The organism is uncultured Methanobrevibacter sp. (assembly GCF_900316895.1).
GTDB lineage: Archaea > Methanobacteriota > Methanobacteria > Methanobacteriales > Methanobacteriaceae > Methanocatella.
On the sequence record NZ_ONER01000031.1, the window covers coordinates 1 to 16,466 of the forward strand.

At 35.7% G+C, this 16,466-nt stretch carries 16 protein-coding genes and 1 pseudogene; 16 read left to right on the forward strand and 1 reads right to left on the reverse strand.

The annotated features are described in order from the left end of the window. From QZN27_RS04955 to QZN27_RS05010, 12 genes are all read left to right on the forward strand, one after another. Positions 1 to 688 (forward strand): HAD-IC family P-type ATPase (locus QZN27_RS04955; RefSeq protein ID WP_296784471.1); only part of this gene is annotated, 688 nt, incomplete at its 5' end. A 275-nt stretch (positions 689 to 963) separates the two neighbouring features. Next, positions 964 to 2,568 (forward strand): ABC transporter substrate-binding protein, encoded by a 1,605-nt coding sequence (locus QZN27_RS04960; RefSeq protein WP_296784474.1) that lies wholly within the window; start codon positions 964 to 966, stop codon positions 2,566 to 2,568. Positions 2,569 to 2,640: 72 nt separating this feature from the next. Continuing rightward, entirely contained in the window at positions 2,641 to 3,636 is a 996-nt protein-coding gene (locus QZN27_RS04965) for an ABC transporter permease (protein ID WP_296784476.1), read from the forward strand. Beyond that, positions 3,626 to 4,480 (forward strand): ABC transporter permease, encoded by an 855-nt coding sequence (locus QZN27_RS04970; protein WP_394346855.1) that lies wholly within the window; start codon positions 3,626 to 3,628, stop codon positions 4,478 to 4,480. Before QZN27_RS04965 ends, QZN27_RS04970 begins: the two co-directional genes overlap by 11 nt. A gap of 11 nt (positions 4,481 to 4,491) precedes the next feature. Continuing rightward, on the forward strand, positions 4,492 to 5,439 hold the full coding sequence (locus tag QZN27_RS04975) for an ABC transporter ATP-binding protein (RefSeq protein WP_296784480.1): 948 nt from the start codon (positions 4,492 to 4,494) through the stop codon (positions 5,437 to 5,439). Beyond that, entirely contained in the window at positions 5,429 to 6,040 is a 612-nt protein-coding gene (locus tag QZN27_RS04980) for an ABC transporter ATP-binding protein (RefSeq protein WP_296784483.1), read from the forward strand. The genes QZN27_RS04975 and QZN27_RS04980 overlap by 11 nt, the downstream gene beginning before the upstream one ends. 186 nt (positions 6,041 to 6,226) lie before the next feature. Beyond that, a complete protein-coding gene (locus QZN27_RS04985) occupies positions 6,227 to 7,597 on the forward strand; it encodes an MATE family efflux transporter (RefSeq protein WP_296784486.1) in 1,371 nt (456 codons plus the stop codon). 203 nt (positions 7,598 to 7,800) lie between these two features. Next, positions 7,801 to 8,361 (forward strand): GNAT family N-acetyltransferase, encoded by a 561-nt coding sequence (locus QZN27_RS04990; RefSeq protein WP_296784489.1) that lies wholly within the window; start codon positions 7,801 to 7,803, stop codon positions 8,359 to 8,361. A gap of 114 nt (positions 8,362 to 8,475) precedes the next feature. After that, positions 8,476 to 9,342, forward strand: coding sequence for a tRNA pseudouridine(38-40) synthase TruA (truA, locus tag QZN27_RS04995; RefSeq protein ID WP_296784492.1), 867 nt, complete (start codon positions 8,476 to 8,478; stop codon positions 9,340 to 9,342). Between the two features lie 56 nt (positions 9,343 to 9,398). Then, the gene (gene wecB / locus QZN27_RS05000) at positions 9,399 to 10,721 is read left to right on the forward strand and encodes a non-hydrolyzing UDP-N-acetylglucosamine 2-epimerase (RefSeq protein ID WP_296784494.1); all 1,323 of its coding nucleotides are present in this window, start codon (positions 9,399 to 9,401) and stop codon (positions 10,719 to 10,721) included. Further along, positions 10,705 to 11,793 carry an ATP-grasp domain-containing protein gene (locus QZN27_RS05005; protein WP_296784496.1) on the forward strand — a complete coding sequence of 363 codons (1,089 nt, stop codon included), beginning with the start codon at positions 10,705 to 10,707 and terminating at the stop codon, positions 11,791 to 11,793. The genes wecB and QZN27_RS05005 overlap by 17 nt, the downstream gene beginning before the upstream one ends. 3 nt (positions 11,794 to 11,796) lie before the next feature. Further along, entirely contained in the window at positions 11,797 to 12,819 is a 1,023-nt protein-coding gene (locus QZN27_RS05010; protein WP_296784498.1) for a hydantoinase/oxoprolinase family protein, read from the forward strand. Here the strand turns inward: QZN27_RS05010 and QZN27_RS05015 are convergent. Next, positions 12,816 to 13,382: a CDP-2,3-bis-(O-geranylgeranyl)-sn-glycerol synthase gene (locus tag QZN27_RS05015; protein ID WP_296784502.1), complete on the reverse strand. Its 567-nt coding sequence runs from the start codon at positions 13,380 to 13,382 to the stop codon at positions 12,816 to 12,818. The two genes, QZN27_RS05010 and QZN27_RS05015, sit on opposite strands and share 4 nt — an antisense overlap. 136 nt (positions 13,383 to 13,518) lie before the next feature. Here QZN27_RS05015 and tes point away from each other — a divergent pair, with 136 nt between their 5' ends. From tes to QZN27_RS05035, 4 genes and pseudogenes are all read left to right on the forward strand, one after another. After that, on the forward strand, positions 13,519 to 15,027 hold the full coding sequence (gene tes, locus QZN27_RS05020) for a tetraether lipid synthase Tes (RefSeq protein ID WP_296784505.1): 1,509 nt from the start codon (positions 13,519 to 13,521) through the stop codon (positions 15,025 to 15,027). A gap of 86 nt (positions 15,028 to 15,113) precedes the next feature. Next, positions 15,114 to 15,599, forward strand: coding sequence for a homoaconitase small subunit (hacB, locus tag QZN27_RS05025; protein ID WP_296784508.1), 486 nt, complete (start codon positions 15,114 to 15,116; stop codon positions 15,597 to 15,599). 12 nt (positions 15,600 to 15,611) lie between these two features. Further along, positions 15,612 to 16,241: an HVO_0476 family zinc finger protein gene (locus QZN27_RS05030; protein ID WP_296784510.1), complete on the forward strand. Its 630-nt coding sequence runs from the start codon at positions 15,612 to 15,614 to the stop codon at positions 16,239 to 16,241. After that, positions 16,242 to 16,466, forward strand: a pseudogene (locus tag QZN27_RS05035) (threonylcarbamoyladenosine tRNA methylthiotransferase); the annotation flags it as partial.

Below are 16,466 nucleotides of genomic sequence, written 5' to 3' on the forward strand. Positions count from 1 at the left end.
CTATGCCGCTAACGAATCTCTAATTGAAGGAAGTTCCTTTGATATCTCAAGGGATGAAATAAACAGATATTCATCTGAAGGCAAAACAATCGTTTTCGTCGGTAATGATAAAAATGTGATTGGTTTAATAACAGTATCTGATAAAATCAGGCAAAATGCCAGTGAAGTCATTTCTGATTTAAAAGATAATGGTATCGAAACCATAATGCTTACCGGTGATAATAAGATGGCCGCCCATAAGGTTGCGGAGGAAATTGGTATTCAGCATGTTTTCTCAAATCTTCTTCCTGAAGACAAGTTGAATATTCTGGATACAATCAGAAACAAGTTTGGTGATGTTGCCATGGTTGGTGACGGTATAAATGATGCACCGGCTCTGGCACGTGCGAATATCGGTATTGCAATGGGTGCGGCAGGTTCTGATGTGGCTATTGAAACAGCGGATGTTGCTCTCATGCAGGATGATATTTCAAAACTTCCGTATTTATTCAGCCTAAGCCATAAGACAATGGGCATTATCAAACAGAACATCTCTCTGGCTATAGCAGTCAAATTATTATGTGTAATCTTAGCTGTTTTAGGTATTATCACATTGATGATGTCTGTTGGATTTGGGGATTTAGGTTTGACATTGTTTGTTATCCTAAACTCATTTAGAATTGGAATGGTGAAAGATCCACTATTCTAATCCCACTTTTTTTTAATATATTCTTTTTTTAGGAATTGTTCTTTCTTTTTTTAGCAATATTTCCAAATGTAATACTTTTTTGCTTAAATTATCAAATAAGTAATACTATTTTTAAGTTTGCATTGATTTTATAGAAATTTTTATATAGTTCTATTTTGAAAGTATTAATTGTAATATCTTTTTTATAATAAGTATTACTAATTAATTAATAATTTATAAAAAAGTAATACTATGTGGATATTACTTTAGATTTAATTTTTAACGAGGAAAATAAAATGGAAACAAAATATATTATCGGTGCAGTTGTGGCCATTATCGCAATAGTCGGTATTGGTGCAGTTGTTTTAGGCGGTGGAAGCACACAGCATGCTCCTAATGAATTGGTTGCCTGTGTTGCTGCACACGGAGAGGAACCTGAATTTGGTTTCGACCCAATGCACGGTTGGGGATACCACGATTCTGGAACCGAACCTCTTATACAAAGTACAATTCTTAAAAGGGATAAGGACAATAATTTCGTAAATGATTTGGCGACAGATTATAAAATATCAGATGACTTTAAAACATACACAGTCACCATTCGTGATGATGTTAATTTCACTGACGGTTCAAAATTAACCGCAAAAGATGTGGCATTCTCATACAACACTGCAAAGGAAATGGGTGAAGGAGCAGATTTAAGTTCCATGAAAGAAGCCAAAGCAGATGGTAATAAAGTAGTATTCACTCTTGATAAACAGGATTCAACATTCATAAACAAATTGACAGATGTTGGAATTGTTCCTGAAGCAGGTTACAATAATGAGACATACGGTCAAAATCCAATTGGATCCGGACCTTATAAATTAGCTCAATGGGACAAAGGACAACAATTTATCTTGGAGAAAAACCCTGATTACTATGGTCAGGAACCATACTTCGAAAAGATAACTAACTTATTCCTCGACCCTGATGCAGCATTTGCAGCAGTCAAAAACGGTGATGTTGACATTGCTGAAGTTCAACTTGCATATGCAAATGAAACTGTAAAAGGATATCACTTAGAATACTTCGATTCTATTGATGTACGTGGAATTTCATTACCTACTCAAATGGACACTGGAAAAGCAAGTGAAGATAATGTGACTATCGGTAACAATGTAACCGGTGATCCTGCTATCAGAGAAGCATTGAACATTGGTATTAACAGACAAGCTTTATTAGATGGTGCATTCAACGGATACGGTAATGTGTCATACAATGGTGTAGCAAGTCAATTGCCTTGGGCATTCGAATCCACTTTCAATGACAGTAATGTTGACCAAGCAAAACAAGTTCTCGCAACTGCCGGATGGAACGATACCGACGGCGATGGAATTGTAGAGAAAAATGGAACTCCTGCAGCATTTTCAGTATACTATAACTCAAAAGCTACTGAAAGACAAGCTATTGCAGTGGCAGTTTCAGAACAAGCTAAACAAATCGGTATTGACATCACACCAGTAGGTGGAAGCTGGGATGACATCGACCCTAACAAATACTCTCAAGGAGTGGTATGGGGATTCGGTTCAGCTGATCCATTCGAAATCGAGCATCAGTATGATTCAAGAGTTGCTTGTGTAGGTTATGACAACTCTGAAGGCCTCAATGATTCTGCTGTTGATGCATTAATCGACCAAGCTATGACTCAAGACTTAAACGCTTCATACAGCACATGGTCACAAGCAGCTCAAAAGGCTACATCCAATTATCCATACTTATGGGTTGGAACTGTAGACTACACTTACTTTGTAAGTGATGATTTGGATATTTCCAACAGCACTCACATCATTTATCCACACGGTGGAGACATCTGGGGTAACATCTACGATTGGAAACGTGTCAACGAAACTCAAGCATAATTAATTATTAAAATGGTTTATTTTTATAAATCATTTTTTTTATTCTTTTTTTTAAAAACAAATTTATATGAGATGGTTAAAATTAACAATAAAAAATTAGCTAAATTTTTAGGATATAAAGCTATTAGATTACTAATTTTATTAATTGTTATTGCAGCAATCAGTTTTATAATGGTACAATTGTCTCCAATTGATCCTGTAAAAGCTTATCTTGGGCAAAGAATTGTCAGTCAAGAACAGTTGGCAATTATGGGCGAGTATTGGGGAACAAATTTGTCATTAGGTGAACGAGTATTTGGCTGGCTTTCAACATTGGCCTCTGGAAGCATGGGCTTTTCACTGATTTATAGGGTGCCTGTAACTGAAGTGATTGTACAAAAGTTCACAGCTTCATTTACTCTCATGGCTGTTTCCTGGGTAATATCCGCAGTCGTTGGTTTTGGATTAGGAGTTCTTGCAGGTGCAAAGGAAGGAACCTGGGTAGATAAGGCAATTAAAACTTATTGTTATATATTACAATCAACTCCTACTTTTTGGATAGGGTTAGTTCTTTTAATGGTTTTTTCAGTTTATTTAGGCTGGTTCCCTATTGGACTTTCAGTTCCTATTGGGCAGTTGTCTGATACCGTAACATTTTGGCAGTGGCTATACAGATTAATTTTACCGGCCATTACATTAAGTATTGTTGGAATTGCATCCTTAACTATGTATACTAGAGATAAGCTAATCAATGTTAAAAGAAGCGATTATTTCTTATTTGCACAGGCCAGAGGTGAAAGTTTCTGGGGAACTATTAAAAATCACGGAATAAGGAATATTTTGCTTCCGGCTATTACAATTCAGTTCATGTCATTCAATGAACTGTTTGGAGGAACAATTCTTGTTGAACAGGTATTCGCATATCCAGGCATAGGTCAGGCAACAGTGGCTGCAGGATTGAGGTCTGATGTTCCGTTGTTATTGGGTATTGTTATCGTCAGTACCATTTTTGTATTTGTAGGAAATCTTATTGCGGACATGGTTTATGAATATGTTGACCCAAGGTTAAAAGGTGAGGATGATGAGTGATTTACCGTGGTATAATAGAGGTTTATTTAGTTCACTGAATTTAAGGCAAAAGACACTTTTAACTATTGCACTTACCGGATTGCTTTTACTGGTCATTTTCATTAGTGGAATGATGATTAATGCGAATTTGCCAACTGATTTCAGCATTAAAATGCAACCTCCATCTTTTGAACATATTTTCGGCACTGATTGGATGGGCAGAGACATGTTCATAAGAACAATCAAGGGACTTAGTTTAAGTATCATGATTGGTATAGGAGCATCCATAATCTCTAGTATCATTGCAACAATCCTGGCATTTGTTGCAAGCATTAACAAGTTTTGCGATTCATTTGTATCATGGTTAATTGATTTATTCGCATCAATACCTCATATCCTATTGATTATGATGATATCCATCGCTTTGGGTAAAGGTGCATTTGGTGTTATAATGGCTGTGGCTTTCTCCCATTGGGTTAACCTCACAAGAGTATTGAGGGCCGAAGTACTGCAAATTAACACTTCTGAATATGTTGCATTGTCTAAAAGATTTGGAAAAAGTAAATTATGGATAGCAAAAGAACACATTTTGCCTTTGGTATTGTCTCAAATATTTGTAGGAACCTTGCTTGTTTTCCCTCATGCAATCATGCATGAATCAAGCGTAACCTTCCTGGGTTTCGGTTTGTCACCGCATGAACCTGCAATCGGTATAATTTTATCCGAGTCAATGACTTACCTTGCAATGGGAGCCTGGTGGCTGGCATTCTTCCCAGGTTTGGCATTACTGATTGTTGTTCTGTTGTTTGATATTATAGGAGATAATTTAAAACGATTATTTGATCCTTCGCAGGCAAATAACTAGATGGTGATATTATGGGAAAATTATTGGAAGTAAATAATTTATCAATATCTTTTACACAGTATGTTCAGGGATTAAATAGGCATGATACAAAGGTAATATCTGATTTGACAATAGATGTTGGCGAAGGCGAAATTGTTGCGGTATTGGGTTCCAGCGGTTCAGGTAAAAGTCTTCTGGCACATTCAATTTTAGGTATTCTGCCTTATAACTCTCATGTGACTGGAGAAATAAAATATAAGGGAAATATCTTGGACCAGGAATTGAAGGAAAAAATAAGGGGCAAGGAAATTTGCCTTATTCCCCAATCTGTAAATTTCCTGGACCCTCTTATGAAAGTGTCCGAGCAGGCCATTGGCGAATGTAAAGATGAAAAAGAGCGTGATGAGAAAAAGGTAAGGCAGAGGGAAATCTTCAGCAAATATGGTTTGGATGAAAGTGTGGATGATTTATATCCTTTTGAATTGTCTGGAGGAATGGCAAGGAAAGTATTGTTGTCCACTGCTTTAGTGGGCAATCCTGACTTATTGATTGCTGATGAACCGACCCCGGGTCTTGATGCAAAGAGTGTCAAGGAAACTATTGATGATATAAGAAACCTGAAAGAGCAGGGTAAAGGTGTTTTGCTGATTACTCACGAGATTGATGTTGCCCTGAAAACTGCTGACAGGATTGCAATATTCTATTCAGGTTATGTCATTGAAATAAACAATGTAGACAACTTTAAAAATGCGGATAATGTTTTGCATCCTTATACCAAAGCTTTAATTAATTCTTTACCAAGAAATGGGTTTAACTTAACTGAAGGAGTCCAGCCATTGGAAGACCTTCCAGGATGTCCTTATTGGGAAAATTGTCCAATTCGTTTGGATAAATGTAAGGATAATAAGCCTGAACTTGTCAATCATGATGGAATAATGATTAGATGTTTCAATTTCAAGGGGGATAATGATGGAGCTTAAGGCAAATAACATTTCTTTTTCATATAATAAGAGAAGGCAAATTCTGAAGGATTTTTCACTGTCTGTCGATAGCAATCGGATTATTGGCTTGATGGGAGATAGCGGTAGCGGCAAATCTACATTGTGTAAAATATTGGCAGGTTATCTTACTCATTATTCTGGAGAGGTGACCTTGGATGGGAATAAAATTCCAGATAGGGGTTTTTATCCTGTTCAATTAATTTTTCAACATCCTGAAAAAACCATGAATCCAAAATGGAAAATGGAAAAGGTATTGAATGAGTCATGGACTCCTCCTAAAGAGTTAAGAGATACATTTGGCCTTAAGGATCAATGGTTGACTCGTTGGCCTAACGAACTTTCCGGTGGGGAATTGCAGCGTTTCAGCATATTGAGGGCAATAAATCCCGAAACAAAATTCATCATTGCAGATGAGATTTCCACAATGCTTGATGCGGTTACACAGGTGCAGATATGGGAAAAGCTCATTAATCATGCTAAAGCCAATAACATTGGAATATTGGCGGTCAGCCATGACCCTGAATTGCTTGAAGTGATATGTGATGACATTTTGTTTTTTGATGAGATAAATAATCTTTAGATTTGCTCTTATTTGAGCCATTATTTATTTCATTTTTCAGAATCATCTTCTTAATTCCTTTTTTGTGTTGTTGCAAATTTTGCAACAACTTATTTTTTTTGACTTTGTGTTGTTTGAAGAATTTGACTGGTTAAAAATTTGTTAAAAAATTAAAAGTATATATTGAATAAATTTTAATATTAACTTATGTTAAGTAATGATTCATCAAACAGTGTTGATTTAATGCTTTATGATCCTAAAAAGGCATTAATCAAAATGTCAATTCCTTTGATTATTTCATTGCTTATCACTAGTTTTTATAATCTTATTGATGCTGCATGGGTTTCAGGTCTTGGCGCCGATGCTCTTGCAGGTGTAGGATTTTTCACACCGGTTTTCATGATTTTGGTGGGCTTTGGTAATGGTTTGGGCTCAGGTGCAGCCTTTGCAATATCAAAATATCTCGGTGAGGATAACAAGTTCAAGGCTGACAATGCTTCAGTTCATTCTATAATTTTGGATATTGTCGTTTCATTGGTTCTAACGGCAATATTATTGATTCTGTTAAATCCGATATTGAATGCTATGGGTGCAGGTCAAACTATAGGCTATGCAACCGATTATGGAGTGATAATTCTTTTAGGATCTGTTTTCATAATCTTTTCAAACGCATTATATGGAATTTTCAGAGGGGAGGGTGATACCACCCGTCCAATGTATGCCATGATTGCATCAGCTATTTTAAACATGATTTTAGACCCTATTTTTATTTATAATTTGAATTTGGGTGTAAAAGGAGCAGCTATTGCAACGATAATCTCATCAATATTTGTGATTTTAATTTTACTGTACTGGTTTTATGTAAAAAAGGATACCTTTTTAAGGCCAAATTTTGCCAATTTTGATTTTAAAAGGGACATTTCAATTGATATAATCAAAGTTGGAATTCCGGCAAGCATTCAGCTTTTAAACAATGCATTCTTTGCAGCAGTCTTTTCAGCACTTTTGGCTTATGTGGGTTCAACCGATTCCGTTGCGGTTTACTCGACAGGCTGGAGGATAGTCACAATCGGAACAACTCCACTTTTGGCTATTGGAACTGCCTTAATTAGTGTTATTGCTGCAAATTATGGTGCAAAAAACTATAAGAACATTCAAGTTGCTCACAGATATGCCATGAAGGTATCAATAATCATTGCTGTTGTCGTAATGATTTTAACCAATGTTTTTGCAGGAGATATTGCTTCGGTGTTTGCTTCAACAGGAAGCAGTGTCAGAATAGCTCCGGAACTGACAGCATTTCTCTCTTGGATTGTAATCTATTATCCTACAATGGCTGTTGGTGTTGCATCAACCTATGTTTTCCAGGGTATAGGAAAAGGATTGACCGCAATGTTTCAGACAATCATGAGGGAAACCGGATTTACAATATTTTTTGCGGTTTTATTGGGTGTTGTTTTAGGTTATGGTGTTTGGGGAGCATGGATGGGTATTGTCTTAGGCGAAATCGTTTCAAATAACATTACAATGGTCTGGGCCGACTGGCAGATAAAAAAGTTAATCAAAAGTAAGGTTTAATCGTGATAAAGCTCTGATTAAAAATATTAATTCAGGAAATAAATGAAACTGAAATATTATTTTTTTCTTCGTTAAATTCTAATGGCAACATTTAAATACTAATTTATACTTTATTAATATTGTAATTAATCAAAATTTATAAAAAAGTATTACTTAATACATAAGTTTTATAAAAAATGTAATACTTGCATGGTTGTGTTTGTATGAATGTTACTATTAAGCCCTTAAGCAACAATTCAAAAGAAATTAAAAGCGTTCGTGAATTTTTGTTTAAAATGATTAAAAAAGAATTTGGATTTGATTATATTCCTGAATGGCATCAGGACATTGTAAAATTAGATGAATATTATATTTATCCAAAAAGAAATAACTTATTTGTTGCATATTATGAAAATGGTGATATTATTGCAACAATAGGAGTAAGGGCTTATGATAAGGATTTTCCAGAATTTAGGCAATTATACTCAAAAGATACAACATCAAGCATTTGGAGATTATTTGTGGATAATCGATGCAGGCGCTGTGGTTTGGCTTCAAAAATGTTTTCCATTGCTGAAAATTTTGTAAATAAAGAAGGTTATGATAAAATTTATTTACATACTCATAAAAATTTAGAGGGTGCTTTGGAATTCTGGTCTAAAATGGGCTTTGTTGTTGTCTTAGATGCTAATGATAAACTTGAAACAGTTCATATGGATAAAAAAATACAAAAATTAGAAATTACTTCCCAACCAAGTGATTTTTGTCATGCAATAAAACTATAATAAGTTATTTACTAGTATGCCATATATTCAGCAAATAGCTTTTCATCAAGCTATTTGCTTTCCTCCTCATTTTTTCTAAAAACTTATTTTATATTAAACTAAATATTAATATTGATGAAACGAACAGCACTTAAAATTGGATATATCGGAACTAATTTTCACGGCTTTCAACGACAGCCTAATCTCAGAACAGTCGAAGAGGAATTGATCTATCATTTGCGCAAGCTTGACTACATTGATGATTTAAAAAAGTCCAGATTCAGAATTGCCGGAAGAACAGATGCGGGCGTTCACAGTTTGGGCAATGTAATCAGTTTTCAGTCTGAAAAGGAAGTCCGAGTAAATGAAATCAACAATTCCCTACCTGATGATATTCAGATATTGGCCAGTGCACCTGTTCGTTATGCCTTTAAGCCAAGATATGCTCAAATGAGACAGTATCGATATATGCTTTTCCAGGATTTGGATATTGACAAGCTCAATGAGTGCGCTGAAGTCTTTAAGGGCACCCATAACTTCACTAATTTCACAAAACGCTTTCAAAAAACGACAACAAGAACAATTGATGATATTAAAATCACAAAAGTAGATTTGGATGATTATCACAAAAGGGAATTTCCTAATCTTCATGATACATTATCTCCGATATTCGTTGATATTTACGGCGAATCATTTTTATGGAACATGGTTAGGAAGATGATGAGGGTTTTTATAGATGTTGCAATCGGCAAAATGACTTTGGATGAGGTTGAAAAATTGTTAAATCCTAAACCTGATGAACCAAGGGCTTATATTAAGGTCACTGAACCTGATTATTTGATTCTGATGGATATTCAATATGACGGAATCAAATTCACATATGATGATTATGCCTGTGAGAGATTCAGGCGTGATTTGGTTGATTCTCTTAGCAATTTACAGAAAAAATACGCAATTCGTGAATCAATGATAAAAAGTTTAAATGATTTACACGAATATTAATATGAGGATACTTATTGGCAATTTCAGTACTGAAATTTATTTTATGAAGGGATACGATGAAAATAGCGACAATTTTAGGAACAAGGCCGGAAATTATTAAGATGGCTCCAATCATCGATGAAATTTCCAAAAGGGGCATTGACCAAATAGTTTTGCATACCGGTCAGCATTATGATAAAGAGATGTCAGACAATTTCTTCAGGGATTTGGAAATTCCAACTCCGGATTATAATATTCAAGTCGGTTCAGGTTCTCATGGAAAGCAGACCGGCCTGATGATGAAAGGCATTGAGGAAGTGCTCCTTGAAGAAAAACCTGATATTGTACTTGTTCAAGGAGATACAAATGCAGTACTTGCAGGAGCGCTTGTAGCCGGCAAATTGCACATTGCTGTAGGTCATGTTGAAGCAGGACTCAGATCATTTGACATGACAATGCCTGAAGAGATAAATCGTAGGGTTGCAGATATTGTCTCAGCAATGTATTTCATTCCGACAGAAGAATCAGCCATCAATCTGCTTGCGGAAGGATTTTCACATGAAAACCTGATTATCACAGGAAATACAGTGGTTGATGCATGTTTCAGACACTTGGAAATAGCTAAAAAAAGAGGATTTGAAGAGGAATCCTTGGCTAATTTGGATATTGAGAATATGGACAATATCCTGACTTTAACAATGCACCGCGCTGAAAACGTTGACGTTAAGGAAAGAGTCACAAGCATTATCGGTGCTTTAAAGGAATTGAGCGACATGAACATCATTTTCCCAATTCACCCAAGAACCAAAAATACCTTGGAGAAATTCGGTTTGTTTGATGAGCTAAACGATTTGGATCATGTTCATATAATAAAGCCATTGGGATATCTTGATTTTTTACTTTTAACTTCAAAATCAACTTTGATTTTAACTGATTCTGGAGGTCTTCAGGAAGAGGCGATAACGCTTGACGTGCCTGCCTTGACATTAAGGTATAATACGGAACGTCCTGAAACCGTAACTGCAGGAGGAAATCTTCTTGTCGGTTCCGATAAGGATGTAATTTTGGAAAATGCAAATAGAATTTTGAATGACAGTGATTTCGCAGAAAAAATGAAAAACGCTCCAAACCCCTATGGTATGGGGGATTCAGCTAAAGTGACAGTTGATGCAATTGAAGAGTATTATGAAAATGGGCTCCTTGACATTAGGGCTCCTGAAGATATAATGGGTTCATTTACAAGAAAAATGGCCATCGTGGATGAGGACATTACTGTAGGTGAATTTGAAGATAAAAATAACTCATTAATCCATATGGTATTTGATGGGGATAGAATGCGTTTTCCAGCAGATGATTTAAAATTAAAGGGTATGATGATTACTTATGATAAACAAGAATGATTCAATATTGGTATTTGAGTATTTTACGGCTTCCGGTGAAAAGGAAGAGAGCATAATTTCCGAAGCGGAAGAATTGATTTTTGCATTATTGGACGATCTGTCTGACTTTAATGTTGACTTGGTGATTAACAGGTCATATGAAGATAAAGTGAAGGATTTCAGTAATGTCAATCCGATTTTAATCGATGAAAATATTGTTGATTGGCTTGATGCTAATGCGGCAGACTTTGAAAATGCAATTTTCATTGCTGCAGAAGTTGATAATGCCCTCTACAATATCACTAATATTTTAGAGGAAAATAACGTTAAAACATACACTTCCTCAGCAGAGGCCTGTTTTAAAACCTCCAACAAATTTGAAACCTATAATGCCCTTCCAATGGAAATTCCTCAGCCTAGGTCATTTAAGTTTAAGATTGATCCAAAGGGATATTGGAAAAGGGCAATTGAAAATCTGCATGAAAAATGGCAGTCTGAAGACCCATTGACTCCGCTCAAATTAATTATCAAGCCGTTGATTGGTGTTGACTGTGAAGACATTGTGATAATCAATGATATTGATGAATTATCTTATGATTTGGAAGAGATTTTTCCACCTGGCTCAAGGATAATTGTTCAGGAATATGTTGTGGGAACTGATATAAGCGTTAGTTTGATTTCAGATGGTAAAAAAGCCATTCCGATTAGTCTAAATGAACAATATGTCACTATTGAAAATGATAAAGGCGAGTATTTGGGTGGAAAGATACCTTATGAAAGCGAATATAAGGATGAAGCATTTGAAATAGCAACCAAAGCCGTCGAATCCATTGAGGGAATTAAGGGCTTTGTAGGTGTTGATTTATTGATAAATTCAGATGAAAAGGATATCTATTCAGTTTATCTTTTGGAAATCAACTCAAGATTTACAACACCTTATGTGGGCTTGAGAAAAATTTGTAATTTTAACATTGGTAAAGGCATTATTGATTTGATTGATGGAAAAATCAGCATTGATGATTTGGATACTTCATTGGATGGTGAAGTTGAATTCATCAAATCTGACGATTCATTGGAGATTAGGAGACTGTAATTTATGAAAATTGCCGGATTTGACATTGGCGGTGCTAACACCGATCTTGCGGTTATTGACTTTAATAATGGTGAAATTGAAAACATGGAAGTTGATTTTGCATATCTTCCAATGTGGAGCAATAATGATGACTTGTCACGGGTTTTAGTGGAATTGATTGAAAATATATGTCCTGTGTCTGAAATTGATGCGGTAGGCATTTCCATGACCGCTGAGCTTGTGGACGCATATGATACCAAAAAGGATGGGGTTTTGGATGTTGTCAAAAAATGCGAAAAAACATTTTCCTGTCCGATAGCCTATGTTGGCGTTGACGGAATGCTGTCCAAAGAAGAAATTGAAATGACTCCCCTTAAGGCGGCTGCAGCCAATTGGATTGCAACCGCTCAGATTGCAACATTGATTTCCGACAACTGCATATTCATCGATACAGGAAGCACAACAACAGACATCATACCGGTTAAGGATGGTAAGGAGTGTGCTATCGGCAAATCCGATTTTGACAGGTCTGCAACTGGTGAATTGGTTTACACCGGTACCTTAAGAACCAATCTTGCAAGTTTCCTTGATAAGGTTGAATTGAATGGGAAAGAATATAGGGTAGCCAGTGAACTGTTTGCACAAACTGCCGACGTATACACCGTTTTGGATTTAATCACTGAAGATGATTATATCTGCGATACATTTGACGGTGAGGGCAAATCCAAATTGGATTGTGCAAAGAGAATCGCAAGGGTGGTCTGTGCGGATTTGGAAATGCTTTCAATGGATGACATCATTGAAATGTGCGAATTCATTCATAAAAAGCAAGTGGAACAGATTGCCGATGGTCTAAAGCAGGTTCATGAAACTCAAAATCTGGATTTGATTGTAACAACCGGCCTTGGAAAGGACATCCTCGATAAAAAAGCGGCTGAACTTCTAGGTTTGGAAGTTAAATCTATGGGTGATATTTTAACCGATGATGAGTGTACTGTTGCACCTGCTGTCGGAACTGCTGTGATGATGGAAAAATACTTGAATTAATACCATACGTCTTTTAAACCAAGCAAATAAGCGCAGGTATTTGTTAATAGATGTATGAATAGTGTTAACAGCAAAGCCAAAACGACAAATATTATGTTAAGCTTAATCACTGGTGAAACAAAAATCAGTGCTACTATTATGAAATCTAACTGATCGAGAATTGGTGCAGGTTCTCCTCTGCCAATTCCAAGTCTTCTTTTTAAAAAACTGCCTAAAGCATCACCTATAAGTGCTCCGAAACCAAGTAAAAATCCGATCAGTATTCCGTTAGGGATGCTGGTTACGGTAGGTACTATTAAAGAATTTCCAATATATGGGAGAATCATTGGTGCTAAATATCCTTGAACGGCTCCTGTAATCATACCGATTATTGTTCCAGCTATCAATCCTCTCCATGTGACTCCATCTCCAATCCAGCGAACACCATTTGTGTCACTTTTTCCAAAATCAAGGGGTGTCCCTCCGCCAAACAGGAGCGCACCTCCATTGGAGAAATATGCTGGAAGAATAAAATATAATGTTGTTAACAATGTAAGCATTATAAGTTGAAAATCAATTATCATTTAAATTTTACTCCCTGTCATATTGGATTTATATAAACTATATAATTAATAATATTTAAATATTAAATTGTTTTAAATATATTATATTATGTAAGTTTGTACTAATATTGATTAGTATTAATAAAAAGGTGATTTTTTGAAATTAAAAAGTACAAGAAGTTTATGTCCAGAGTGCGGAAAAACTCTTGAGGCAGAAGTTTATGATGAAGATGGCAAAGTCTTTATCAAAAAGACTTGTGATGAACATGGGGAGTTTATAAACACTTATTGGAGCGATAAAGATTTATATGATCGGGCAAGTAAGTATGTCCCTACAATCAGTGGTGTTGATAACCCTTGCGTAGAGGATACTGCTCGCTGTCCGGAAAATTGTGGGTTATGTTCAAAACACGAGACATCCACAGTTTTAGGATTGATTGACGTAACAAACAGATGTAATTTAAGATGTCCTGTTTGTTTTGCTAATGCAGCTGCTGCAGGATATCTGTATGAGCCTACAAAAGAAGAAATCAGGCAAATGCTTAAGAACTTAAGGAGTTTAAAGCCTCATCCATGTCCGGCTATCCAATATGCAGGTGGGGAACCAACTGTCAGAAAGGATATAGTTGAACTAATTGAAATGGCAAAGGAAGAAGGTTTCACTCACGTTCAGATAGCTACCAATGGTATTAGAATAGCCAAAAGGGATAATTTAGCTAAGGAATTAAAAGAAGCAGGATTAAACACAGTTTACCTTTCTTTTGAAGGTGTAACTCCAGAACCTTACATTGCAAATAAAGGAAGAAATTTACTTCCTGATAAGCTTCAGGCTATTGAAAACTGTAGAAAAGCAGGTTTGGGTGTAGTTTTGGTTCCTACATTGGTTAAAGGTGTCAACGACAATCAAGTCGGTGAAATTATCAAATTCGCTTTTGATAATAATGACATCATTTATGGAGTAAACTTCCAGCCGGTTTCATTTTCAGGAAGAACCCCTTCAGAACATGTGGAAGAACAAAGGATTACAATACCTGACTTTGTCAATATTATTGAAAAGGAAACCGACGGTCAAGTTCCGACTTCTGCATTTTATCCACCATCTTTCGTTGAGCCAATTGCAGAATTCATATCCTTGCTTGATGGTGAAGATTCAGCTAAAGTGACTTTGAACTGTCATGAACACTGTGGAATCGCTACTTATGTTTTCAGACAAAAAACTGAAGGTAGTGGAAAAGACAAATTGATTCCAATCACTGATTTCATTGATGTTGATGATTTGGCTAACAAATTAAAAGAATACAATGAAAAACTTAAAACCGGTAAATTCGGTTCCCGTAAGAGGGTATTGGCAGGTTTGACTGGAAACCTTGCTAAAATTATTCACACCAGCAGAGCTCCTAATGATTTGGATATAAAAAGAATATTATTGAATGTTTTCGTTAAAGGGGATTATGATGCTTTAGGAGACTTTTCTAAAGATTCCATGCTTATTTCATGTATGCACTTCATGGATCCATTTAACTTTGATGAAAATAGGGTTAAAAAATGTGTTATTCATTATGCAACCCCTGACGGCAGAATTATTCCATTCTGTACATTTAATTCAATGTATCGTGAAGGTGTGGAGCAAGAGTTTTCAAGACCTTTTAAAGCAGAGAAAAATTAAACTTACAAAAAAATCACCTACTTTTCGTATTCAGGTAAATTCCTGAATACTTCATTTTTTTATTATCGACATTATTAGTGATATTTATGGATATTATCAAAGGAAAAACATGGACTTTCGGAGAAAATATTGACACAGACGTGATTATTCCCGGAAGATATTTGAGAACATTTAATCCGCAGGATTTGGCAGACCACGTGCTGGAAGGAGAAAGGCCGGATTTTACAAAAAATGTTAAATCAGGAGATATTATAGTTGCCGATGAAAACTTTGGCTGTGGTTCTTCAAGAGAACAGGCTCCTGTAGCTATTAAAACAGCTGGAGTAAGTGCAATTGTCGCCAAATCTTTTGCGAGAATTTTTTATAGAAATGCAATTAATATTGGTTTGCCTGTAATAGTTTCAGATATTGAGGCCAAGGATGGGGATATTATTAACATCGATTTGTCAAAAGGAACATTGGTTAATGAAACTACAGGTGAGTCAAAGACTTTTGAACCATTTAAAGAGTTCATGTTATCTATTTTGGAAGATGGTGGGTTAGTTAACCATTATCTGAATAATTCTGATTAAGGAGGCATAAAAATGGATTGTCCAATTTGTGGTTCTGATGATATTGAAATTTTGAATTCAAAACAAAAAACAACAAAGAAAAAATTTACTGAAGAATACTTGCTCAAGTGTGAAGAATGTGGGCATGTTTATAAAAATATAATTTCTCTAAAAAAGCCTAGACCTTATAGGTTGATTATTTCCGAGCAGGACAAATCTCACAAAACAACTATTGATTTGTCTCCAAGCGATGAGCTTAGAACTGGGGATACTCTTCTGACCGAATTTGGTCAAGTTGAAGTTACCAGTATTGAAGTTGGGGATAAAAGAGTAGAAAAATCCCAACTTGAAGATGTAAGCACCATTTGGGCGTCTTCTGTTGAAATTCCTGCACGTATAGGATTTTCAGTTGACTTGCATGGTGAAGTGGATTCATATAAGCTTGACCTGGAAAGGGATTTTGAAATAGCTCCTGGAGACATTGTCAAAATAGAAAATCATATCGTTAAGGTACATGTCATTAAAACCCAAGAGAGAAAGCTGACTTCCGGATTTGCAAAAGCGGGAATTATAAAAAGGGTTTATTCCAAACCGGTCAGATTTAACAATTATGATTATGACCTGACCAAGAACATATTTAAAAAAACCAAAAAGAGTGACTGAATGAAAGTTTTTATTGAATCTTACGGTTGCACATTCAACCAGGCCGATGGACAGATCATTGCAGGTAATCTGCAGGCCAATGACATTGAAATTGTGGACAGTATTGATGAGGCTGATGTAGTCATCGTAAACACTTGCTATGTAAAGTTGCCTACCGAAGACAAGATGACTTTCAGGATTCAAAAGCTTCAAAAGGAATTTCCCGACAAAAAAATTATTGTAGGA

Bases quoted from the DNA above. Each gene is read 5' to 3' on its own strand.
- QZN27_RS04980 (WP_296784483.1), top strand. From the start codon at position 5,429: ATGGAGCTTAAGGCAAATAACATTTCTTTTTCATATAATAAGAGAAGG.
- hacB (WP_296784508.1), top strand. From the start codon at position 15,114: ATGGATATTATCAAAGGAAAAACATGGACTTTCGGAGAAAATATTGAC.
- QZN27_RS05010 (WP_296784498.1), top strand. From the start codon at position 11,797: ATGAAAATTGCCGGATTTGACATTGGCGGTGCTAACACCGATCTTGCG.
- QZN27_RS05015 (WP_296784502.1), bottom strand. From the start codon at position 13,382: ATGATAATTGATTTTCAACTTATAATGCTTACATTGTTAACAACATTA.
- QZN27_RS04960 (WP_296784474.1), top strand. From the start codon at position 964: ATGGAAACAAAATATATTATCGGTGCAGTTGTGGCCATTATCGCAATA.
- QZN27_RS04975 (WP_296784480.1), top strand. From the start codon at position 4,492: ATGGGAAAATTATTGGAAGTAAATAATTTATCAATATCTTTTACACAG.
- QZN27_RS04965 (WP_296784476.1), top strand. From the start codon at position 2,641: ATGGTTAAAATTAACAATAAAAAATTAGCTAAATTTTTAGGATATAAA.
- QZN27_RS05030 (WP_296784510.1), top strand. From the start codon at position 15,612: ATGGATTGTCCAATTTGTGGTTCTGATGATATTGAAATTTTGAATTCA.
- QZN27_RS04990 (WP_296784489.1), top strand. From the start codon at position 7,801: ATGAATGTTACTATTAAGCCCTTAAGCAACAATTCAAAAGAAATTAAA.
- QZN27_RS04985 (WP_296784486.1), top strand. From the start codon at position 6,227: ATGTTAAGTAATGATTCATCAAACAGTGTTGATTTAATGCTTTATGAT.
- QZN27_RS05005 (WP_296784496.1), top strand. From the start codon at position 10,705: ATGATAAACAAGAATGATTCAATATTGGTATTTGAGTATTTTACGGCT.
- QZN27_RS04970 (WP_394346855.1), top strand. From the start codon at position 3,626: ATGATGAGTGATTTACCGTGGTATAATAGAGGTTTATTTAGTTCACTG.
- wecB (WP_296784494.1), top strand. From the start codon at position 9,399: ATGAAAATAGCGACAATTTTAGGAACAAGGCCGGAAATTATTAAGATG.
- truA (WP_296784492.1), top strand. From the start codon at position 8,476: ATGAAACGAACAGCACTTAAAATTGGATATATCGGAACTAATTTTCAC.